At 65.8% G+C, this 21,198-nt stretch carries 25 protein-coding genes; 18 read left to right on the top strand and 7 right to left on the bottom strand.

Annotated elements, in window-relative coordinates:
• Positions 1–2 precede the first annotated feature (2 nt).
• Entirely contained in the window at positions 3–596 is a 594-nt protein-coding gene (locus AC30QB_RS01530; protein WP_489544421.1) for a LemA family protein, read from the bottom strand.
• Positions 597–713: 117 nt separating this feature from the next.
• On the opposite strand from AC30QB_RS01530, the gene AC30QB_RS01525 reads away from it, so the two are divergent.
• Positions 714–1,469, top strand: a complete 756-nt coding sequence (locus AC30QB_RS01525) for an ArsR/SmtB family transcription factor (protein WP_489544420.1) — start codon at positions 714–716, stop codon at positions 1,467–1,469.
• On the opposite strand, the gene queC is transcribed toward AC30QB_RS01525, so the two are convergent.
• The 3 genes from queC to AC30QB_RS01510 form a co-directional block, all read right to left on the bottom strand.
• Positions 1,388–2,143: a 7-cyano-7-deazaguanine synthase QueC gene (queC, locus tag AC30QB_RS01520; RefSeq protein WP_489544419.1), complete on the bottom strand. Its 756-nt coding sequence runs from the start codon at positions 2,141–2,143 to the stop codon at positions 1,388–1,390. The two genes, AC30QB_RS01525 and queC, sit on opposite strands and share 82 nt — an antisense overlap.
• Positions 2,144–2,156: 13 nt before the next feature.
• The gene (locus tag AC30QB_RS01515) at positions 2,157–3,437 is read right to left on the bottom strand and encodes a glutamate-5-semialdehyde dehydrogenase (protein ID WP_489544418.1); all 1,281 of its coding nucleotides are present in this window, start codon (positions 3,435–3,437) and stop codon (positions 2,157–2,159) included.
• A 206-nt stretch (positions 3,438–3,643) separates the two neighbouring features.
• Positions 3,644–4,252, bottom strand: a complete 609-nt coding sequence (locus AC30QB_RS01510) for a YceI family protein (protein ID WP_489544417.1) — start codon at positions 4,250–4,252, stop codon at positions 3,644–3,646.
• A gap of 114 nt (positions 4,253–4,366) precedes the next feature.
• On the opposite strand from AC30QB_RS01510, the gene AC30QB_RS01505 reads away from it, so the two are divergent.
• Positions 4,367–6,121, top strand: a complete 1,755-nt coding sequence (locus tag AC30QB_RS01505; protein WP_489544416.1) for an ATP-binding protein — start codon at positions 4,367–4,369, stop codon at positions 6,119–6,121.
• 221 nt (positions 6,122–6,342) lie between these two features.
• On the opposite strand, the gene AC30QB_RS01500 is transcribed toward AC30QB_RS01505, so the two are convergent.
• The 3 genes from AC30QB_RS01500 to AC30QB_RS01490 are packed head-to-tail and all read right to left on the bottom strand — an operon-like array spanning position 6,343 to position 8,052.
• Positions 6,343–6,912, bottom strand: a complete 570-nt coding sequence (locus tag AC30QB_RS01500; RefSeq protein WP_489544415.1) for a YceI family protein — start codon at positions 6,910–6,912, stop codon at positions 6,343–6,345.
• A gap of 31 nt (positions 6,913–6,943) precedes the next feature.
• A complete protein-coding gene (locus AC30QB_RS01495) occupies positions 6,944–7,510 on the bottom strand; it encodes a YceI family protein (protein ID WP_489544414.1) in 567 nt (188 codons plus the stop codon).
• Positions 7,507–8,052 carry a cytochrome b gene (locus AC30QB_RS01490; RefSeq protein ID WP_489544413.1) on the bottom strand — a complete coding sequence of 182 codons (546 nt, stop codon included), beginning with the start codon at positions 8,050–8,052 and terminating at the stop codon, positions 7,507–7,509. Before AC30QB_RS01490 ends, AC30QB_RS01495 begins: the two co-directional genes overlap by 4 nt.
• Before the next feature lie 302 nt (positions 8,053–8,354).
• On the opposite strand from AC30QB_RS01490, the gene AC30QB_RS01485 reads away from it, so the two are divergent.
• The 16 genes from AC30QB_RS01485 (at position 8,355) to AC30QB_RS01410 (ending at position 21,161) form a co-directional block, all read left to right on the top strand.
• Entirely contained in the window at positions 8,355–9,161 is an 807-nt protein-coding gene (locus tag AC30QB_RS01485) for an IclR family transcriptional regulator (RefSeq protein WP_489544412.1), read from the top strand.
• The gene (locus tag AC30QB_RS01480) at positions 9,158–9,940 is read left to right on the top strand and encodes an ABC transporter ATP-binding protein (RefSeq protein ID WP_489544411.1); all 783 of its coding nucleotides are present in this window, start codon (positions 9,158–9,160) and stop codon (positions 9,938–9,940) included. Before AC30QB_RS01485 ends, AC30QB_RS01480 begins: the two co-directional genes overlap by 4 nt.
• 124 nt (positions 9,941–10,064) lie before the next feature.
• A complete protein-coding gene (locus AC30QB_RS01475) occupies positions 10,065–10,769 on the top strand; it encodes an ABC transporter ATP-binding protein (RefSeq protein WP_489544410.1) in 705 nt (234 codons plus the stop codon).
• A 34-nt stretch (positions 10,770–10,803) separates the two neighbouring features.
• Positions 10,804–12,009: an ABC transporter substrate-binding protein gene (locus AC30QB_RS01470; RefSeq protein ID WP_489544466.1), complete on the top strand. Its 1,206-nt coding sequence runs from the start codon at positions 10,804–10,806 to the stop codon at positions 12,007–12,009.
• A gap of 87 nt (positions 12,010–12,096) precedes the next feature.
• Entirely contained in the window at positions 12,097–12,984 is an 888-nt protein-coding gene (locus AC30QB_RS01465; protein WP_489544409.1) for a branched-chain amino acid ABC transporter permease, read from the top strand.
• Between the two features lie 4 nt (positions 12,985–12,988).
• A complete protein-coding gene (locus AC30QB_RS01460) occupies positions 12,989–13,936 on the top strand; it encodes a branched-chain amino acid ABC transporter permease (protein ID WP_489544408.1) in 948 nt (315 codons plus the stop codon).
• Between the two features lie 150 nt (positions 13,937–14,086).
• Positions 14,087–14,359, top strand: coding sequence for a DUF2164 domain-containing protein (locus AC30QB_RS01455; RefSeq protein ID WP_489544407.1), 273 nt, complete (start codon positions 14,087–14,089; stop codon positions 14,357–14,359).
• Entirely contained in the window at positions 14,356–14,832 is a 477-nt protein-coding gene (locus AC30QB_RS01450; RefSeq protein WP_489544406.1) for a GNAT family N-acetyltransferase, read from the top strand. The genes AC30QB_RS01455 and AC30QB_RS01450 overlap by 4 nt, the downstream gene beginning before the upstream one ends.
• Before the next feature lie 164 nt (positions 14,833–14,996).
• Positions 14,997–15,659: a hypothetical protein gene (locus AC30QB_RS01445; RefSeq protein ID WP_489544405.1), complete on the top strand. Its 663-nt coding sequence runs from the start codon at positions 14,997–14,999 to the stop codon at positions 15,657–15,659.
• On the top strand, positions 15,656–16,381 hold the full coding sequence (locus AC30QB_RS01440) for an ABC transporter ATP-binding protein (RefSeq protein WP_489544404.1): 726 nt from the start codon (positions 15,656–15,658) through the stop codon (positions 16,379–16,381). Before AC30QB_RS01445 ends, AC30QB_RS01440 begins: the two co-directional genes overlap by 4 nt.
• Entirely contained in the window at positions 16,378–17,598 is a 1,221-nt protein-coding gene (locus tag AC30QB_RS01435; RefSeq protein ID WP_489544403.1) for an ABC transporter permease, read from the top strand. The genes AC30QB_RS01440 and AC30QB_RS01435 overlap by 4 nt, the downstream gene beginning before the upstream one ends.
• A 17-nt stretch (positions 17,599–17,615) precedes the next feature.
• A complete protein-coding gene (locus AC30QB_RS01430; RefSeq protein WP_489544402.1) occupies positions 17,616–18,356 on the top strand; it encodes an outer membrane lipoprotein-sorting protein in 741 nt (246 codons plus the stop codon).
• A gap of 8 nt (positions 18,357–18,364) precedes the next feature.
• Complete coding sequence (locus tag AC30QB_RS01425) at positions 18,365–19,627, top strand: hypothetical protein (protein ID WP_489544401.1); 1,263 nt, start codon at positions 18,365–18,367, stop codon at positions 19,625–19,627.
• Between the two features lie 45 nt (positions 19,628–19,672).
• Complete coding sequence (locus AC30QB_RS01420) at positions 19,673–20,341, top strand: Asp/Glu/hydantoin racemase (RefSeq protein WP_489544400.1); 669 nt, start codon at positions 19,673–19,675, stop codon at positions 20,339–20,341.
• Positions 20,338–20,829 (top strand): GFA family protein, encoded by a 492-nt coding sequence (locus AC30QB_RS01415; protein ID WP_489544399.1) that lies wholly within the window; start codon positions 20,338–20,340, stop codon positions 20,827–20,829. Before AC30QB_RS01420 ends, AC30QB_RS01415 begins: the two co-directional genes overlap by 4 nt.
• Complete coding sequence (locus tag AC30QB_RS01410; protein WP_489544398.1) at positions 20,826–21,161, top strand: DUF2845 domain-containing protein; 336 nt, start codon at positions 20,826–20,828, stop codon at positions 21,159–21,161. Before AC30QB_RS01415 ends, AC30QB_RS01410 begins: the two co-directional genes overlap by 4 nt.
• Positions 21,162–21,198: the final 37 nt, after the last annotated feature.

Genomic DNA, 21,198 nt, shown 5'->3' with positions numbered 1-21,198 from the left:
TGCTAGAGCTGCACGCGCACCGCGGCCCGCTCGGCTTCGCTGGTGGTCGACTGCAGCATGGCCGCCTCGCGGAAGCCGAACAGGTTGGCCATCAGGCTGGTGGGGAACTGCAGCGCCGCGTTGTTGTAGTCGAGCGTGGCGTCGTTGAAGAGCTGGCGCGAGAAGGCCACCTTGTTCTCGGTGCTGGTGAGTTCTTCCGAAAGCTCGCGCAGGCTCTGGTCGGCCTTCAGCTCGGGGTAGGCCTCGACGATCGCCATCAGCTTGGTCATGGCCGAGCCCAGCACCTGCTCGGCCATCGACAGGCTGGTCATCGCGCCGGCCGCGGTGGGCCGGGTGCGCGCCAGGTCGGCAGCCGACTTGGCCTGGTTGCGCGCGGCCGTCACGGCCTCCAGCGTCTCGCGCTCGTGGGCCGCGTACTTGCGCGCCACTTCCACCAGATTGGGAATCAGGTCGTAGCGACGCTTGAGCTGCACGTCGATCTGCGCAAACGAGTTGCCGATCACATTGCGCAAGCGCACCAGCCGGTTGTAGGCGCCGACACCCCAGAAGACCAAGACGGCGACGACGACCCAGCTGACGATTTGTGTGGTGCTCATGAACACTCCCTCAGGTTGAACCCGCGTGCACTCTATACGACGGCATGTGCGCGAATCTGTGCAATCTGACCGATCCCCCGGTCATTCCCGTTAAAACAATCCACTACGCTGCAAGCCATGACCTCACCCGAGCCCCGCTTTGCCAAGATCGCCGCCATGATCGGCGACCCCACCCGTGCCCGCATGCTGTCGGCGTTGATGAACGGCAGCTTCATCGCGGCCGGCGAGCTGGCACGGGCCGCGGGCGTCACGGCGCAGACGGCCAGCAGCCACATCGCCAAGCTGGTCGAGAACGAGCTGGTGATGGCCCGCAGCCAGGGCAGGCACCGCTACTTCAAGCTGGCCGATGCCAACATTGCACATGCACTCGAAGCCTTGTCGGTGGTGGCCGAGCGCAACGTCAGCGCCGACAAGTGGGCGCACGGCGCCTACAAGCCGCTGAAGGCTGCGCGCACTTGCTATGGGCACCTGGCGGGCGAGCTTGGCGTGCAGCTGTTCGAGGGCTTGTTGGGCAGCGGGGCCATCTCGCCTCACGACGGCCACTTCTTGCTGACACCCGCCGGCCGTGAGCAGTTCGAGGCTATCGGCTTGGCTCTGCCCACCGCAAGGGCTACGCGGCGGTTTGCCTACCCATGCCTCGACTGGTCGGAGCGGCGCGACCACCTGGCCGGCAGTCTGGCCGTGGCCTTGCTCGATCTGGGTTTGGAGAAGGGGTGGCTGCTGCGCGCCAAAGATTCGCGCGCGGTGTCGATCACGCCCTCAGGCCGCAAGGCCTGGGCGCCGTGGCTCGGTCAAGAGAAATCCATACGGTCGGTTGTCTCGAAAGCCGGGGGCGCTGAAGGCGGTTCGCCGCGCGAGCGCCAGGCCTTGTAGCCGCGTCCGCGCAGCGCGCAGGCCGGGCACTGGCCGCAGCCGTATCCCCAGGCATGGCGGTGCTCGCGGTCGCCCAGGTAGCAGGTGTGGGTGTATTCGGCGATGAGCTGGTTGAACGCTTCGCCGCCTAGCGTGGCGCTCAGCTCCCAGGTCTGCGCTTTGTCGAGCCACATCAGCGGCGTCTCGATGGCCATGGGGGTGTCCAGCCCCAGGCTGAGCGACACCTGCAGTGACTTGAGCGTGTTGTCGCGGCAGTCGGGGTAGCCCGAGTAGTCGGTCTCGCACATGCCACCCACCAGCACGTTGAGCCCGCGACGGTAGGCCACGGCAGCCGCGAAGTTGAAGAACAGCAGGTTGCGCCCCGGTACGAAGGTGTTGGGCAGGCCGGTCGACGTCATCTCGATCTCGCGCTCTTGCGTGAGCGCGGTGTCAGACAGCTGGCCCAGCAGCGACAGGTCGACCATGTGGTCTTCGCCCAGCCGCCCGCCCCAGCGCGGGAACTGTGAATAGAGCTGCGAGCGCACGGCCAGCCGGCATTCGAGCTCCACGTCGTGGCGCTGGTTGTAGTCGAAGCCTATGGTTTCGACGTAATGGAAACGCTCCAGCGCCCAGGCCAGGCAGACGGTGGAGTCTTGCCCGCCCGAGAAGAGCACCAGGGCTTTGCGTGGGGTCATGTGCAGGCTCTTTTCATGTGCGGATTTCGCCTTGTCCCAGCACCACCCATTTCATCGACGTGAGCCCCTCCAGCCCCACCGGCCCGCGGGCGTGGAGCTTGTCGGTGCTGATGCCGATCTCGGCGCCCAGCCCGTACTCGAAGCCGTCGGCGAAACGCGTGCTGGCGTTGACCATCACGCTGGCCGAGTCGACCTCGCGCAAGAAGCGCATGGCGTTGGCGTGGCTGTCGGTGAGGATGGCGTCGGTGTGGTGCGAGCCATAGCGGTTGATGTGGGCGATGGCTTCGTCGAGGCTGCTCACCACCTTCACGCTGATGACCGGCGCCAGGTATTCCTCGCTCCAGTCGTGCTCGGTGGCGGTGGCGAGCTGCGCCTTGGGCACGTCTTGCAGCAGCGCGCGGCTGGCACCGTCGACGCGCATCTCCACGCCCTTGGCGGCGTACACCGCGCCGATCTTCGGCAAGAAGGCTGAGGCAATGGCCGTGTGCACCAGCAGCGACTCGGCTGCATTGCAGGGGCTGTACTTCTGCGTCTTGGCGTTGTCGGCCACGCGCACCGCCATGTCGAGGTCGACCACGGCATCGACATACACATGGCAGTTGCCGTCCAGGTGCTTGATGACGGGCACCTTTGCTTCGCGGCTGATGCGCTCGATCAGCCCCTTGCCACCGCGCGGGATGATCACGTCCACCGCTTCGGGCGAGGCGATGAGGTAGCCCACGGCGGCGCGGTCGGTGGTCTGCACCAGTTGCACCGCCTCGGGCGGCAGCCCGGCTTCGCTGAGCGCGGCCTGCACCAGCTTCCACAGCGCGAGGTTGGAGTGGATGGCTTCGGAGCCCCCGCGCAAGATGCAGGCGTTGCCGCTCTTGATGGCCAGCGACGCGGCCTCGATGGTCACGTTGGGCCGGCTCTCGTAGATCATGCCGAAGACACCCAATGGCACGCGCATCTGGCCCACGCTGATGCCGCTAGGCTGGCGTCGCACGTTGGTGATCTCGCCCACCGGGTCGGGCATGGCGGCAATCTGCTCGCAGCCTTCGGCCACGGTGGCGATCACCTTCTCGGTCAGGCGCAGGCGGTCGACCATGGTCTCGGCCAGGCCGGCCGCCACAGCCGCCTGAATGTCTTGCTCATTCGACTGGGCCAGCGCAGCGGTCTCGCTGCGCAGGAAACGCGCCAGCGCGATCAGGGCAGCATTTTTTGTCGACACCGGCGCACGTGCCATGCGCGTGCTGGCTGCGCGCGCGGCCGCGCCCATGTGGGCAATGGTGGCTTGAAGGTCGGTCGAAGTCATCGTTGCATTGTCTCAAAGGCAATGACCCGGTGACAGAACTGGAGTTTCGCAGCGAGATCTGGAGCCTGTCGGCCAGTGTCGACAAGCTGCGCTTCGTCGGCGAGCCCTGCCTCAACGTCGTGACCCAAATCGACTGGCTCACCGAAGGCTTGCGCTGTGGGTGGCGTCATCGATGCTCAAGAACCAGCAGCGCAAGCTGCACGCAATCACTCGCGGATGGCTTCGATCTGGATCACGAGCCGCACCCGGTCGGCGATGAAGGGCAGGCCGTCGGTGATGCCGAAATCACTGCGCTGCAGCTCGGCCTCCAGATCGGCGCCGCACACCTCGCGCTTGAGCAGGGGGTGGGTGTAGCAGTGCAGCAGCGGTGCGCGCAGCGCCACCGGGCGCGACACGCCGCGCAGCGTGAGCTCACCGCGCACTTCGAGCGGTGCCTCGGGCTTCCAGCGCCAGCCGCTGGCCACGAAGTAGGCCTGCGGGTGCTCGGCGGTGGCGAGGTAGCTGCCACGCAGCACGCTGTTGAGCGGCGCCACGCCGGTGTTGACCGAGGCCGTGGCGATGCTGATCGACACCTCACCGGTGCCCGTCGTGGCATCCAGGCGCAGGTTGCCGGTGATGTCGTCGAAGCGGCCGCGGCTGGTTGACGTGCCGAAGTGCAACACCTCCCAGTGCACGCGCGTGTGCCCAGGGTCGATGGCGTAGTTCACGCTTTGGGCCGCGGCGCCGAATGCCTGCAGTGCAAGCAGGCACACACCCACACGTGCACAAGTGCGCACAGTGGTGCAGAAACGATGGGTAAGTGTGATCAATGGCATGTGTGTGCTTGAACTTTGGGGTGTCTAAACGAGGGCGGCCCGAGATAATGCGGCATCTTCAAGCAGAGGGTAGAGAGCGCGTTCATGCCGGGAGCCTTGCCAATGTCGCCCGCCGTGTCTGCCTCTCAAGAGGTCGGGCTTGCACGTCGCGTCGTCGACGCGCAGACGGTGATGCTCTACGAGCGTGCGCAGATCTCCACGTTCACCGGCGTCGGTTTTGCGCTGCTGATCTGCCTGGGCCTCATGCCCTACGTGAACCAACAGTTCGCCTGGGGGTGGTTCATCATCCGATGCGGGGTGGCGGCGACCCGCCTGCTGCTGACCCACCGGTTTTTCCGCACCACGCTGAAAAGCGACGGCGTGTGGCGGCGCTGGTTCGTGCTGGCGCTGGTCTTCGATGGTTTCGCCTGGGGCCTGTGCGCCATCTGGCTGGCACCGCACGTTGACCCCTATGTCTCGGCCTTGCTGCTCACCTCGCTGGTGGGTGTGGCCGCAGTGGGCGTGTTCGTCTTGCAGCCGAGCTTTCACGCCTGCGCTGCTTTTCTGCTGTCTGTGCTGCTGCCGGTGGCGGGCTTCGAGCTCGCGAACGGCACCCGCTTCGGCTTGTTCGCGGGCATAGGCCTGCTGATTTTTCTGATCTTGGTGCTGGTGGAGGCGCTGCGCGCAGAAGCGCGCATTCGTGAGCTGCTCACCCTGCGCTTCAGCACCGACCGCATTGCCGAAGAGCGCGCCGAGGCCTTGCGCCTGGCGCAGCGCCAGAGCAGCGTCAAGAGCCAGTTCTTGGCCACCATGAGCCACGAGATGCGCACGCCGCTGCACGGCATCCTCGGGCTCACGCGCATGCTGCAAAACGAGAAGCCCGAGCAGCCCGGCGAGCAACTCGCGCTGATCGAGCGCGCGGGCGAGCACCTGCTGACGCTGATCAACGACATACTCGATTTCTCCAAGCTCGAAGCCGGGCAAGTGCGCTTGTCGCCGCAGGTGTTCGACCTGGCGGCGCTGATCGACGACGTGGTGTCGTTGTCGGTGCCGTCGGCTTTCCAGACCGGCCTCACGCTGACCACGCGGCTGCACATGCCGCGGCCATGCTTCGTGCGGGGAGACCCCTCGCGCCTGCGCCAGGTGCTGCACAACCTGGTGGGCAACGCCATCAAGTTCACCGAAGCCGGTGCGGTGACGGTGGTGGCCAAGCACCGCGGCGCGCGCGCGCGCATTGCCGTGCACGACACCGGCGTGGGCATTTCGGCCGACGAGCTGCCGCGCATCTTCGATGCCTTTCATCAGGCCGACAGCTCGTTCACGCGCCGTTTCGGCGGCACGGGCCTGGGGCTCACCATTGCCCGCGAGCTGGCGCGCGCCATGGATGGCGACCTCGTCTGCACCAGCCAGCAGGGGCGCGGCTCGTGCTTCACCGTGACCGTTGACCTGGCACCGGCACCCGACCCCGCCCCCGTGGCGCGGGCTGGTGCTGTCGAGGCCGCGCGGCCCCTCAAAGGCCATGTGTTGTTGGCCGAAGACAACCCCGTCAACGCCCTCGTGGCCGAAGCCGCGCTGAAGAACATGGGCCTCACCGTCGAGCTGGTTGAAGACGGCCTGCAGGCGCTGGCCTCGTTTCGCGCGCAGCCGCCCGACCTGGTGCTGCTCGACTGCCAGATGCCGGTGATGGACGGCTTTGAAGCCGTGCGCCGCATGCGCGAGCACGAGGGCGAGCAGGGCTTGGCCCGCACGCCGGTGGTGGCGCTTACCGCCAACGCCTTGCAGGGAGACCGCGAGCACAGCCTGGCAGCGGGCATGGACGATCATCTGGCGAAGCCTTTCAGGGATGAAGAGCTGCGTGCGGTGCTGCGGCGCTTGTTGGTGCCGGTCTGATCGGTGCACTGATCGAAGAGGAGCCGGGCGAGCGCCGGGCCGCTCCCAAGCCGGCCGGCATCCCCGCGGGGGATCGTGCGCGGTAGTCCGCGTACGAGGGGCTGTCATGTCACTGGTGCGCTGATCGAAGAGGAGCCGGGCGAGCGCCGGGCCGCTCCCAAGCCGGCCGGCATCCCCTCGGGGGATCGTGCGCGGTAGTCCGCGCACGAGGGGCTGTCATCTCACTGCTTCACCGCCTCAATCTGAATCAGCAAACGCGTGTCATCCGGAATGCCCTTGCCCACGCCGTAGCTCACGTCCCACAGGCTGCGTTGGATCGTGGTCTCGAAGTCACCGCCGCACACCTCGCGCTTGAACAACGGGTTGGTGTAGCAGTTGAAGTTGGAAGCCGTCAGCGTGACCGGGTGGGTCTTGCCGCGCATCGTGAGCGTGCCGGCCACCGTCGCGAGCTTGTCGCCGTTGAAGTTGAACTGTTCGCCCACGAATTTCGCGGTCGGGAACTCGGCGGCGTTGAAGAAATCCTTGCTCTTCAGGTGGCCGTCGAGCGGGCCCACGCCGGTGCTGATGGAACTGGTGTCGAGCGTGATCTCGGCCTTGCCGGTCTTGGCCGCCTTGTCGAGCGTGACCGTGCCTTCCTTCTTGTCGAAGCGGCCGCGCAGCGTGCTGGTGCCGAAGTGCTTGGCCTCAAAGGTCACGAAGGTGTGGGTCGGGTCGACTGTGTAGGTGGCGCTTTCCGCTTGGGCGAGGCCGGTGGCGGCGAACAGGGCTGCGGCGATCAGTGTCTTGGTCATGGTGAGAGTTCCTTTGTGGGAGTTGGGGTGTTCAGAGGGCTGGTACGCCGTTCAGCGTGAGTTTGAATTTCACTTGCACTTCGTTTGCAACCATCGAGGTGTCTTTCCAGTCGCCATCGCCGATTCGGAAATCAAGGCGCTTGATGCCGAAAGCACCGGCGGCCGTGGTGGTGGCACCCGCCTGGGTGAGCGTGACTGGCACGGTCACCTCCTGGCTGGCGCCCTTGATGGCGAGCTTGCCTTTCACTTCGAACTTGCCCGCCCCGGTGGCCTTCACGCTGCTCGACTGGAAGGTGGCCTGCGGGAAGGCCTTGGTGTTGAACCAGTCGGGCTTGGCAACCTCGGCTTCTGTCTCGCTGGCGCCGAAGCTCACGCTGGCCAGGTCAATGGTGAAGGCGATCTTGGCGGCCTCGGGCTTCTTCGGGTCGAACGCGATCTGTGCGTCGAACGTCTTGAACTTGCCGTCCACCGGCACCCCCATCTGCTTGCTGGTGAAGGCGATCTCGCTCTGGGCTGGCACGATCTTTTGCTGAGCGTAGACGGGCAGGGCAGTGGCGAAGAGGGCAGCGAGCGCCGCCACGGTGAGGTGGGTTTTCATGAAGATTTCCTTGAGGGCAGCATGCGTGACAGCAAACCGTCACGGTCGATGAAATGGTGTTTGAGGGCGGCAGCAATGTGCATCAGCACCAGCGCGGCCATCGCATACGCCAGGTAGCCGTGCCAGGGCTTGATGGCCTCGGCCAGCGCCTTGTTGGGCGACACGAAATCGGGCAGCGGCAGCACGCCGAACCACACGATGGGAAAGCCCGCCGCCGAGCTGTACGCCCACCCCACCAGCGGCACGGCGAAGAACAGCATGTAAAGCAAATAGTGCGTGCCGTGGGCGGCAAGCCGTTGCCAGGCCGGCATGGGCAGGTCGGCGGGCGGTTGGTGTGTGAGCCGCCACAGCAATCGCGCAGCCGACAGCGCGAGGATGGTGACACCCGCCCACTTGTGCCAGTTGTAGAGCTTGAGCCGCTGCGGCGAAAACGGCAGGTCGGCCATGTAAAAGCCCAGGCAAAAGGCGCCGACGATGGCCAGGGACAGCAGCCAATGAAAGAGCATGGCCACGGGGCTGTAACGGGAGGGGGTCGTGTTCATGAGGTAGGGACTCTAAGGGGCAGCGGGGGCCTGCCGGTTCACGGGGCTTGTCGTGGGTATTCAAATTTTTGGACGATGTGCAAAAGACATACGGAGCAGCCCGCCGCACGGACGCATCGAGAAGCGCCTTACGTAAAAGCGCCTTACGTAAAAGTATCAACGTGCAAACCCTTTGCGGACTTTCCCGCTAGTGCTGAGTTAACGCGTGCCTGTCGCGGCTTGCAACCGTAGACTGCGACCCCGTAAGTTCGACCTGTCGAATCAAATTCAACTGGCTGAACTGGCATTCGCCTCACCCATTCATGCTGCACGCCACGTCGCCCTTTCCTGCTGCCAAGCCTGCCCTGGTGCCGGCTGTCGCCCGGGCCTTGGCAATGCTCGACTTGCTGGAGAAGGAGCGCGAGGCCATGAGCCTGGCCAAGCTGGCCACGAGCCTGGCCTTGCCCAAGAGCAGTGTGCATGGGCTTTGCAACACCCTGATGGCATTGGGCTATTTGCGCAGGCAAGACGACGGTGGCTTCTTCATCGGCCCGCGCGTCATGAGCCTGGCCAATGCCTTTGCGGCGCAGACCACGCCTGCCCAGGAGTTCGAGCGCTTGTGGGCGAGCTTGAGCTCAGCACCGCAAGAGACCGTCATCCTCTCGGTGCTCGACCACACTGACGTGGTCTATGTGGCGGTGCGCAACGGCATGCGCCCGCTGGGGCTGGCCTTCGGTGTGGGCATGCGCCTGCCGGCCTATCGCGCCGCCACCGGGCGAGCCATGCTGGCCTTCCACGAAGAAGCGCAGGTCAAGCACCTGTACCCCGCGCCGCGCCTGCCCGCTTTCATGAACCTGCCGCCCATGCGCCGCTCCGAGCTGATGGTCGAGCTGGCCGCCACCCGTGAGCGCGGCTACAGCATCGACGATGAATGCGTGCGCCAGGGCGTGTACTGCCTGGCCGCCCCGGTGTTCGACGCCGCTGGCGCGGTGGTGGCTGGCGTGGGCATCTGCCTGCAAAAGGCGGCGCTCAAGCCGCGCTTCGCGGCGCTTCAGCGCGACACCGTGATCGATGTGGCCCGCCAGCTTTCACAGCGTCTGGGGGCCCCCCTTTCGCAGAGGTCGAAATGAACCAGCCCACACACGACACGATTCTCGAAACACGCAGCCTGACCAAAGAGTTCAAGGGCTTCGTGGCGGTCAGCAGCATCGACCTCAAGGTGCGGCGTGGCCAGATCCATGCGCTGATCGGCCCCAATGGCGCCGGCAAGACCACCTGCTTCAACCTGCTCACCAAGTTCATCAAGCCCAGCTCGGGAAAAATTCTTTTCAATGGCGTCGACATCACCGGCGAGCGCCCGGCCCACATTGCGCGCCGCGGCATCATCCGCTCGTTCCAGATCTCGGCGGTGTTCCCGCACCTGTCGGTGCTGGAAAACGTGCGCGTGGCCTTGCAGCGCAAGCTCGGCACCTCGTTTCACTTCTGGAAGCCCGAGAGTTCGCTGCACGGCCTGAACGACCGGGCCTTGCAACTGCTGCGCGAGGTCGACCTCGAAAGCTACGCCGAGACGCCCACCGTCGAGCTGAGCTATGGCCGCAAGCGCGCGCTCGAGATCGCCACCACGCTCGCGATGGAGCCCGAGCTGATGCTGCTCGACGAGCCCACGCAGGGCATGGGCCTGGAAGACGTCGACCGCATCCGCCAGCTGATCAAGAAGGTGTCGGCCAAGCGCACCATCTTGATGGTGGAGCACAACATGAGCGTGGTCGCGAGCATCGCCGACACCATCACCGTGCTGCAGCGCGGCGCCAAGCTGGCCGAAGGGCCGTATGCCGAGGTGTCGAAGAACCCGGCGGTGATCGAAGCCTATATGGGCACCGCCCACGTTGAATTGCAAGGAGCACATTGATGGCGCCCCCACGTCGCTTCGCTCCTGCCCCCCGAGGGGGCGCTGGCCTGCCCACGGGGCGGCCCGGCGGGTGGCCTGGCTTGATCAGGCTGCGGCTGGCTCATTTTTTCCACAACGGTGACGCATGAGTACTCCATTCCTGGAAGTGCGCGAGCTGCAAGGCTGGTACGGCGAATCGCATGTGCTGCATGGCGTGAACTTTCACGTCAACGAAGGCGAAGTGGTCACGCTGCTGGGTCGCAACGGCGCCGGCCGCACAAGCACCATGCGCGCCATCATGGGCCTGATCGGCACGCGCAAGGGCTCCATCCGCATCCGCGGGCAAGAAGCCATTGCGATGCCCACGCACCGCATTGCGCGGCTGGGCATCGGCTACTGCCCCGAAGAGCGCGGCATCTTCTCCACGCTCTCGGCCGAAGAAAACCTGATGCTGCCGCCGCGCCTGGCAGAAGGTGGCATGGCCGTTGACGCCATCTACGCCATGTTTCCCAACCTGAAAGAGCGCGCCAGCAGCCAAGGCACGCGCCTGTCGGGCGGTGAGCAGCAAATGCTGGCCGTGGCGCGCATTCTGCGCACCGGCGCCAAGCTTTTGCTGCTCGACGAGATCTCCGAAGGCCTGGCCCCCGTGATCGTGCAAAAGCTCGGCGAGATGGTCGTGGCCTTGCGCAAACAGGGCTACACCATCGTGATGGTGGAGCAGAACTTTCGCTTCGCCGCCCCCCTGGCCGATCGCTTTCTCGTGATGGAGCACGGTCGCATTCTTCAAGAATTCACGAAAGATCAATTGCCGGATCGCATGGCTCAACTCCATGAGTACCTCGGCGTTTGACACCCTCCCACCTACCCCCAAGGAGACTTTGATGCTGAAACTGAAAACAATCGCCGCCGCCTGCACGCTCGCTTGCGCTGCAGCCCTCGCTCCCGTACAAGCCCAGGTCTCGGGCGACGTGATCAAGATCGGCATCATCACCGACATGTCGGGCTTGTATTCCGACATCGACGGCCCGGCCGGCGTCGAAGCGATCAAGATGGCCATTGCCGACATGGGCGGCAAGGTCAACGGCAAGACAGTGGAGCTCGTTTCTGCCGACCACCAGAACAAGCCCGACATCGCCGCCGCCAAGGCGCGCGAGTGGTTTGACACCAATGGTGTGGACATGCTCATAGGCGGCACCAACTCCGGCACCAACCTGGCCATGGCCAAGGTCGCCGCCGAGAAGAAGAAGCTCTTCATCTCGGTGGGCGCGGCCAGCTCTGCGCTGACCAACGAGCAGTGCAACCCGTACACCGTGCACTGGGCCTACGACACCGTGGCACTGGCCAAGGGCACGGGCAATGCAGTGGTGAATGCAGGCGGCAAAACCTGGTACTTCCTGCAGGCCGACTACGCCTTCGGTGCACAGCTGATGAACGACACCTCGGCCATCGTGAAGGCCGCTGGCGGCACCATCGTCGGCTCAGTCAAGCACCCGCTTTCGGCGAGCGACTTTTCTTCCTTCTTGCTGCAAGCGCAGGCCAGCAAGGCGCAGATCCTGGGTCTGGCCAACGCCGGTGGCGACACCGTGAACTCCATCAAGGCGGCCAACGAGTTCGGCATCACCAAGACCATGAAACTGGCCGGCCTGCTGATGTTCATCAACGACGTGCATTCGCTGGGCCTGCAGGCCACGCAAGGCATGTACCTCACCGACAGCTGGTACTGGAACCGCGACGCCGAGACGCGCGCCTGGAGCCGCAAGTTTTTCGACAAAATGAAGCGCATGCCGTCGTCGTTGCAAGCGGCCGACTATTCGGTGGCCATGAATTACCTGGCCGCCGTGAAGGCCACTGGCAGCGATGATTCCGACAAGGTGCTTGCGCACCTGAAGAAGACCAAGGTCAACGACATCTTTGCCAAGGGCGGCTTCATCCGCGGCGACGGCCGCATGGTGCACGACATGTACCTGATGCAAGTGAAAACGCCGAAGGAGTCAACCGAACCTTGGGACTACTACAAGGTGGTGCAAACCTTCAAGGGTGAAGAGGCCTGGACGACCAAGGCCGAGTCCAAGTGCGCCCTCTGGAAGTGAAGCGTTTTCCGTTCGGGCTGAGCCTGTCGAAGCCCTTCGACAGGCCCAGGGCGAACGGAATCTACTGACCCGCACCGCCACCCGCCCATGACTGAGATCTTCGGCATCCCCATCCAGGCCTTTCTCGGCCAGCTCTTGCTGGGCCTGGTCAACGGCTCGTTCTACGCCATGCTCAGCCTAGGGTTGGCGGTGATCTTCGGCCTGTTGGGCATCGTCAATTTCGCCCACGGCGCGCTGTACATGATAGGCGCCTACGTGGCGTGGTTCAGCCTGGAGCAGTTCGGCATCAACTACTGGTTTGCGCTGGTGATCGCGCCGCTGGTGGTGGGCGCGCTGGGCGTGGTGATTGAACGCACGCTGCTCAGGCGCTTGTACAAACTAGACCCGATCTACGGGCTCTTGCTCACCTTCGGCCTGGCCTTGATCGCCGAGGGCGTGTTCCGCGAACACTTCGGCGTGTCGGGCCAGTCGTACCCCGTGCCCGAGCTGCTGCAGGGCGCCACCAACCTCGGCTTCATGGTGCTGCCCAACTACCGCGCTTGGGTGGTGGTGGCCTCGCTGACGGTGTGCCTGGGCACCTGGATCTTGATCGAGAAGACGCGCCTGGGCGCCACCCTGCGCGCCGGCACCGAAAACCCGGCTCTGGTGCAGGCCTTCGGCATCAACGTGCCGATGATGGTGATGTTCACTTATGCCGGTGGTGCGGCACTCGCAGCGATTGCTGGCGTGCTGGCCGCGCCCATCATTCAGGTTACGCCGCTGATGGGCAGCAACCTCATCATCGTGGTGTTCGCGGTGGTGGTCATCGGTGGCATGGGCTCCATCCTCGGCTCCATCGTCACCGGCGTCGCGCTGGGGCTGGTCGAAGGCCTGACCAAGGTGTTCTACCCCGAGGCGTCAAACATCGTCGTCTTCGTCATCATGGCCATCGTGCTGATGATTCGCCCCGCCGGTCTGTTCGGCAAAGAGAAGTAGACAGATGACGCTGCCAACCCAAACCCGCAACGCGCGCATCATCTGGGGCTTGGTGCTTGCCCTGCTGGTGATCGCGCCCTTCGTCGGCCTGTACCCCGTCTTCATGATGAAGGCGCTGTGCTTCGCCATCTTTGCCTGCGCCTTCAACCTGTTGCTGGGCTACACCGGCCTCTTGTCCTTCGGCCATGCCTGCTTTCTCGGCTCGGCCGCCTACGTCACGGGCTGGGTGGTGCGCAGCGCGGGCCTGTCGCCCGAGCTGGGCCTGCTGGCCGGCGTGCTGGTCGCCGCGGCGCTGGGCCTGGTGGTGGGCCTGATCGCCATCCGGCGCGAGGGCATTTACTTCGCCATGATCACGCTGGCCATGGCGCAGATGATCTATTTCGTCTGCCTGCAAGTGCCCTTCACCGGCGGTGAAGATGGGCTGCAGGGCGTGCCGCGCGGCAAGCTCTTCGGCCTGCTGTCTCTGCGCAACGATCTCGCCATGTACTACCTGGTGCTGGCGGTCTTCGTGGCGGTGTTCCTGGGCATCTTGCGCATCGTGCATTCGCCCTTCGGCCAGGTGCTCAAGGCCATACGCGAGAACGAACCGCGCGCCATCTCGCTCGGCTACGACGTGGCCCGCTACAAGCTGCTCGCCTTCGTGCTGTCGGCCGCATTGGCCGGCCTGGCGGGGTCGCTCAAGACGCTGGTGCTGGGCTTCGCCACGCTGACCGACGTGCACTGGTCGCTGTCGGGTGAGGTGATCTTGATGACGCTGCTGGGCGGCCTGGGCACCTTCGCCGGCCCGGTGATCGGCGCCTTCACCATCATCGGCCTGCAAAACTTCCTGGCCGACCGCGTGGGCTCGTGGGTCACGGTGATCATTGGCGTGATCTTTGTTGTCTGCGTGATCGCCTTCCGCCGCGGCTTCGTCGGCGAGCTGATCGCCTGGCAGCAGCGGCGCAAAATGTGAGCGCCCCGTCATTCCCGCGCCTGATTCGCGACTAACCTCAGGGCGAACGGAATTTGGCTGAGGCGTGTCGCCCATCAGGTTCCTGCTCGGGTGCCGGCCGGGCTGTCTCGGGCGGGTCGAAGGCGGGAATGACAAGCTGCGAAGGACCCCATGACCATCGAAATCTCCAAAGAGGCCCGCAAGGAAGCCATCACCTCCATCGAGCGCTACTTCCAAGAAAACATGGAAGAGAAGATCGGCAACATCGCGGCCGGCGCGCTGCTCGGCTTTTTTCTCGAAGAGATCGGCCCGCTGGTCTACAACCAGGCCGTGACCACGGTGCAAGAGCGGCTGCAGGCCCGCGTCTCCGAGCTCGACATCGAGATCCACGAAGACGAGTTTCAGTACTGGCGCAAGTTCGACAAGCAGCGCAAGCCCAAATGAGCGTGGCCGGGGATCTGGTGCTTCGCGCCGCCGGCGCCAACGATCTGCCGGCTTTGCTGGCGCTGTATCAGCAGTTGCACCCGCAAGACGCGCCGATGGATGTGCCGCACGCGCGGGCCACCTTCGAGAGCATCCTTGGCAACCCGCTGCTGGAGTTGATGGTGGCCGAGGCAGAAGGCGTGGTGGTCGCCACCTGCTACCTCAATGTCATCCCCAACCTGAGCCGTGGCCTTGCGCCCTATGCGGTGCTGGAAAACGTGGTCACCGAGCAGCGCCTGCGCGGCCAGGGCATAGGCAAGGCCATGGTGGCGCATGCGCTCGCCCGCGCCTGGCAGCGCGGCTGCTACAAGGTGATGCTGCAAACCGGTTCACAGCGTGAAAGCACGCACCAGTTCTACCGCGCCTGCGGCTTCTCGTCGAGCGAGAAGTTTGCCTTCGTGGCCAGGCATCCGGCGCCATCACCACCACGGTGACCTTGGGCCGCTGAAGCCGTTTCGGCCGGCCACCGCTCGCGTCGACCCACCCCCACTTCGCGACACGCTGCGGCGTTTCGTCGCACCCCGGCAGCGGCACTCGCCGCACCTCCCTAGCCTGACGGTGTTGTCACTCAAACCACGTCTGTCTTCAGGAGGCTTCCATGCTCAACCGTTCCCTCGTTTCACTGCGTTGCAGTGCCGTTTTTGCCGCGCTTGCCCTGTCTCTTGCGATGAGCTCAACCCGAGCCGCCACCACTGACGCGCAGTTTCAGTCGGCATTCCAGACCTTTCAAGCCGCGCAAAAAGGCGACAGCGACGCCGTCGAGCGTGCGGCCGATCAGTTTCACGAGCTGCTGAAGGCAGAGCCCGGCCACCCCATGCTGATGGCCTACGCCGGCGCGGCCACCGCGCTCAAGGCCAGGTCGAGCCTGCTGCCCTGGAAGAAGATGGGCTACGCCGAAGACGGCCTGGCACAGATCGACAAGGCGCTGGCGCTGCTGCAGCCAGCGCATGACACCGCATTGCTCAACCGCTCGCCGGTGAGCCTGCAAACGCGCTTCACCGCCGCCAGCTCCTTTTTGGCCATGCCCGGCTTCTTCAACCGCGGCGCACGCGGCGCCAAGCTGCTGTCCGAGGTGCAGGCCAGCCCGGTGTTCGCGCAAGCCACGCCGGGGTTTCAGGGCGCCGTGCTGATGAGCGCGGCACAGCAGGCCGCGAAAGACTTTCGCGTGGCAGAGGCGCGCCGTGACCTGAACGACGTGATCCAGCGCGGCCTGCCGCAGGCCGAAGCCGCCAAGGCGCAGCTCGCCGGGTTGCCGCAATGAAGCACACCCCCACCCACGCCACGGCGCACTTCAAGCCGGTGATCGAGTTGCGCGGCGTGCACAAGACCTACCGCCTCGGTGCCCACGTGGTGCCTGCCCTGCGCGGCATCGACCTGCAGGTCTACCCCGGCGAGATGCTGGCGCTCACCGGGCCCTCGGGCAGCGGCAAGAGCACCATCCTCAACCTTGCGGGCTTGATCGACTCGCCCGATGCGGGTGAGATTTATCTGCGCGGCGAGCGTGTCGACACCCGCAACGAAACCCGCGCCGCACTCTTGCGCCGCGACGCGCTGGGCTTCGTGTTCCAGAGCTTCAATCTGGTGCCGGTGATGACGGTGGCCGAGAACGTCGACTACCCGCTGTTCCTGGCCGGTGTGTCGGCCTCGGAGCGCCGGCGCCGCGTGGCCGAGGTGCTCGAATCGGTGGGCCTGCAAGACCATGCGAAGCACCGGCCCGATGCGCTCTCGGGCGGCCAGCGCCAGCGTGTGGCGATTGCACGCGCGCTGGTCAAGCGGCCGAAGCTTGTGATCGCCGACGAGCCCACCGCCAGCCTCGACTCGCGCACCGCCGACCAGGTGCTCGATTTGATGCGCGAGCGTGGCCACGCCGAAGGTGCGGCCTTCGTGATCGCCACACACGACCACCGGCTCACGCGCCGCTGCGACCGCATCGTGGCGTTGCTGGATGGCCAGATCACTGAACCCACGGAGACACTGCAATGAAGTTCGAATGGCTCAAATTCGCGCTGCTCAACACGCTGCGCAACCGCCGGCGCTCGGCCGTCACGGTGGCCATCGCCGCACTGGGCACGGCTTCTATCCTGCTGGCGGGTGGCTTTGCCATCTTCACCTACGAAGCCTTGGCCCAAGCCTCGGCGCGCAACACCGGCCATCTGATCGTGGGCAAGCCTGCGCAGTTCACCCAGGATGAGGCTACGCCGCTGCAACACGGCCTGGACAACCCCGACGCGCTGAAGGCCCAGCTGCTGGCCGATGCCGACGTGCGCGCGGTGCTGCCCAAGGTCGAGTTCAGCGGCCTGGTGAGCAACGGCGACAAGTCGACCGTGATGATGGCCGTGGGCGTGTCGCCCGATGACGAGTTCGCCGTCAAAGGCCCTTTCCTCACCCTCAAGGCGGGCGAGGTACTCGCCGGCGGCAAGAGCGCCAGCGCCGAGGTCATGCTGGGTGAAGCGCTGGCCCGGAGCCTGAGCGCCAAGCCCGGCAGCAGCCTCACGCTGCTCGCCAGCACCACCGACGGCGCGCTCAATGCGATGGACGTGCAGGTGAAAGGCATTTTCTCCACCGGCGTGCCCGAGGTCGACAAGCGACTCATCTACACCGACGTGCTTACCGCGCAGAAGCTGCTCAACACGCAGCGCGTGAGCAGCCTGGGGGTGTTTCTCAACCGCATGAACCTCACGCAGCCCGCGCAGGCACGCCTGCAGGCCGCGCTGCCGCAGCTCACGGTGCAGACCTGGGTCGACCAGGCCGCGTTCTACCAAGGCGTGAAGGCGCTCTACAACCGCATCTTCGGCGCGCTCGGCATCATCATCGGCGTGATCGTGGTGTTCGTTGTGACCAACGCGATGGCCATGGCCATCATCGAGCGCACCCGCGAGATCGGCACCCTGCGTGCCATGGGCACGCTGCCCGGGCAGCTGCTGCGCACACTGGCGCTCGAAGGCATGTTGCTGGGCGGTGCGGGCGCGGTGTTGGGGGCGTTGATCGCGCTCGTCACCAGCGTGCTGCTCTACCTCTTCCCGGTGCAGATGCCGCCGCCGCCCGGGCGCTCCGGCGGCTACCCGCTCAACATCGCGATGGACCCGGCGCTCTACGCCTACACCCTCATCGTGATGGTCGCCCTGGCGATGCTCGCCTCAGCCTGGGTGGCCCGCAAGACAGTGCACCAGCCGGTGGTGGCGGCACTCGCACACACCTGACCCACAAGGACTACCCCATGAATCCGAATCGCACATTGGCTATGGCTGCTCTGAGCTTGGCCGCATTGCAAACCCAGGCCCAAGGCACGACCGACCTTCTCAAGGCGACCGACCGCTACCGCGTGAGCGCCACCAACATGCAGGTCGAGACCCAGATCAACACCTTCAACACCGATGGTTCGCCCGACAAGGAGCGTCGCTACACGGTGTTTGCCCAGGCCAACCACCAGTCGCTGGTGCTGATGCAAAGCCCGGCGGAGAAAGGCCAGAAGGTGCTGATGCTGGCCGACGATTTCTGGCTGCTGATGCCCAACAGCCAACGCCCGCTGCGCATCACGCCCATGCAAAAGCTGCTGGGCGATGCGTCTACCGGCGACATCGCCACCATGAGCTGGGCCGACGACTACAGCGCCACGCTGGTGGGCGACGAGAGCTGCGGCGCGCTGCCTTGCACACACCTCAGCCTCACGGCCGCGCGCAAGGGCGTGACCTACCAGCGCATTGAGCTGTGGATAGGCAAGCCCAGGCACGAGCCCATCAAGGCTGATCTCTATGTGCAGTCGGACAAGCTCGCCAAGCAGGCGCGCTTCGTGATGGACAAGCCCTCGGCGCCCACCGCGGTGGCCGAGATGGTGCTGCAAGACCAGTTGAGCAATCACAAGGAAACGCGCGTGCGCTACCTGGCCCGCAAGGAGCGCGCAGTGCCAGAGGCCTGGCTGAACCCAATGTTCCTGGCGCGCAACCCGAGCCTGGACTGAGCCACGCCATGCACACCTCTTTCAAGCTGCTCGCTGCCTTGCTCGCGGCCGGCGCGGTGACGCAAGCGCGCGCCGACGCAGACTACAGCGGCCAGGTGCGCGCCCGCTGGGACGACCGCCGCGCCGCGTCGAACGGCCCGCTGGCGCAAGCATCGCAACTCGCGCCTGAGTTGATTCCCCTGCCGGCGAGTTCCGGTGACATCGAGAGCGAACTGCGCGGCCGCTGGAAGATGCTGAGCGCGGCCGTGGCGTGGCGCAGCGAACGCGCCGAAGGCGGCGTGTGGCAAAGCGACGGCACGGTGAACGAGCTCTATGCCTCGGGCGATGCGGACGGCTGGCAGCTCAGCGCCGGCCGCAAGATCGTCGCCTGGGATGTGGGCTACGGTTTTCGCCCCAACGACATCGTGCAGCAAGAGCGCCGCCGCACGCTGCTCAGCAGCACGCCGCAAGGCCGCGCTGTGGTGCAGGCCGAGCACTTCGATGCCCACACCGCGTGGTCGCTGGTGTGGGTGAACCCGCAACGCGTCGGTGACAGCGACGCCGCCAACGCCATTGGCGGCGACGAGCAGGCGCTGGCTGCGCGCGTCTACCGCCACGTGGGCGAGGCCGACTGGCACGGCTTTGCGCGCTATGGGCAGCACACCCGCGTGAGCGTGGGCGGCGCGGTGTCGTGGGTGGCAAGCGACAGCCTCGAAGTGCACGCCTCGGGGCGCGCAGCCGAGCGTGCCGACGTGCTCGCCTTCGACGCAGGGGTGCAAGGCCTGGCGAGCAGCAGCCCCTACCGCACCATCACCCAGGGCAAGACGGCCCAGGCGCTCGTGGGCGCCACCTGGACGGCCGAAAACAAGATCAGCCTGATGGCCGAGTGGTGGTACGACAGCACGGCTGCATCCAACGCACAGTGGGACGCCTGGAACGCGCGCAACCACCAGCTCGCGCAGACCTGGTTCGCAGGCGGCCCCGATGCGCTACGCCGCGGCGTGGCGGGCAACCTGGGCTGGCAGGCGCGGGCTTTCAGCGGGGGCCAGAGCCTGCGGCGCAACAACGTCTTTGCCCGCGTGTCGTGGGACCACGAAGGCTGGCAGCCCGCGCTCGATGCGCTCTACATGCCGGCCGATGGAGGCCGTGTGCTCACCGCCGCGCTGGGCTGGCAAGGCGACCGTGTGCGCGTGGACGCCGGCTGGCGCGTGAATGGCGGCCCCGACGAGTCGGTGGCCGCGCAGCTGCCGGTGCGTCGCACGGTGTATGTGGCGGGCACGTGGTCGTTCTGAGGCCGGGCTACATTGGCCGCTTCGACCTGACGCGTCCAAGCTTTCATGCACGACATTGCTTTCCTGCACACCTCGCCCGTTCACGTGCCGACCTTCGACGCGCTGATGCGCATGCTGGCGCCCCGGCTGCGCGTGATGCACAGCGTGCGTGAAGATTTGCTGGCCGATGCGCAGGTGGAAGGCATCGACAGCCCGCCCTTGGTCCAGCGTGTGCACGCGGCCCTGGCCGAGGCCCGCACTGGCGGCGCGACGGTGGTGGTCTGCACCTGCTCGACGCTGGGCGGCATTGCCGAGCAAGCCGACACGCCCGGTGCCCAACGCACCACGCGCATAGACCGCGCCATGGCCGATGAAGCGGTGCGCCGCGGGCCTGCGGTGTTGCTGGTCGCAGCCTTGGCCAGCACCTTGCAGCCCACGACCTTGCTGCTGCAATCATCGGCCCAGCGGCTGGGGCGGGCGATCGAGATCCGCAGCCTCGTGGTCGACGGCGCTTGGGCGCATTTCCAGGCGGGCCGACAGGGCGATTACATCGCCGCCATCGTGGCCGCGGTGGCGCAGGCCACAACAGCCGAAGAAGCCGTGGTGCTGGCACAGGCCTCTATGGCACCGGCCGCCGAGCAGCTGGCCGAGCGGGGCATCCAGGCATTGACGAGCCCCCGCTGGGGCGTCGAACATGCCATTGCGCTTCACCATTCCATTGCGAGGCTCGAATGACAGCATCCATTTCTTTCGACGGCGGCTGCACCTGCGGCCAGGTGCGTTACCGCATGACCAGCAGCCCGATGTTCGTCAACTGCTGCCATTGCCGCTGGTGTCAGCGCGAGAGCGGTGCCTCGTTTGCACTCAACGCCATGATCGAAGCCGACCGCCTGCAGCTGCTGAGCGGCCAGGTCGAGCGGGTGCACACCCCATCGGCCAGCGGACGCGGCCAGACCATCTGCCGCTGCCCCACCTGCCGCGTGACGGTGTGGAGCCATTACGCGGGCGCAGGTGAGGCGCTGAGTTTTCTGCGCGTGGGCACGCTGGACGAGCCCGACCGTTGGCCGCCCGACGTCCACATCTTCACCACCACCAAGCAGCCCTGGGTCGTGCTGCCACCCGGCACGCCGGTGGTGGACGAGTACTACAAGGCGTCGGAACTCTGGCCGGCCGAGAGCCTCGAACGCCGCGCTGCCCTGCTGTCACCCCGGAGAACCCCATGAAGATTCGAATCGCCCTGTGCGGCGCAGCCCTCGTGCTCGCCAGCGGCTTGGCGCAGGCGCAGACGCAGACCATGCGCTGCAAGAACGACCTCGCCCAGGTGGGTGACAACAAGGCCTCGGTGCTGCAGAAGTGCGGCGAACCGATGGCGAAGGACGCGTTCTGCAAGCCGGCCGATCAATTCCCGCAGCCGGCGGCGTCTTCGGTCAACGTGCTGCCTTGCGAGCAGGTGGAGGAGTGGACCTACAACCCCGGACGCGGGCAGTTCATGACGACGCTGCGCTTCGAATCGGGCGCGCTGCGGACTGTCAAGTACGGCGATCGCGTCAAGTGATTCGGTGATATGGCGGTGGGCGCAGTCTCAAAACCTC

The organism is Rhizobacter sp., assembly GCF_046595475.1.
In the GTDB taxonomy this organism is placed as follows: domain Bacteria; phylum Pseudomonadota; class Gammaproteobacteria; order Burkholderiales; family Burkholderiaceae_C; genus Rhizobacter.
This window is presented reverse-complemented; position numbering and strand designations above follow the sequence as displayed.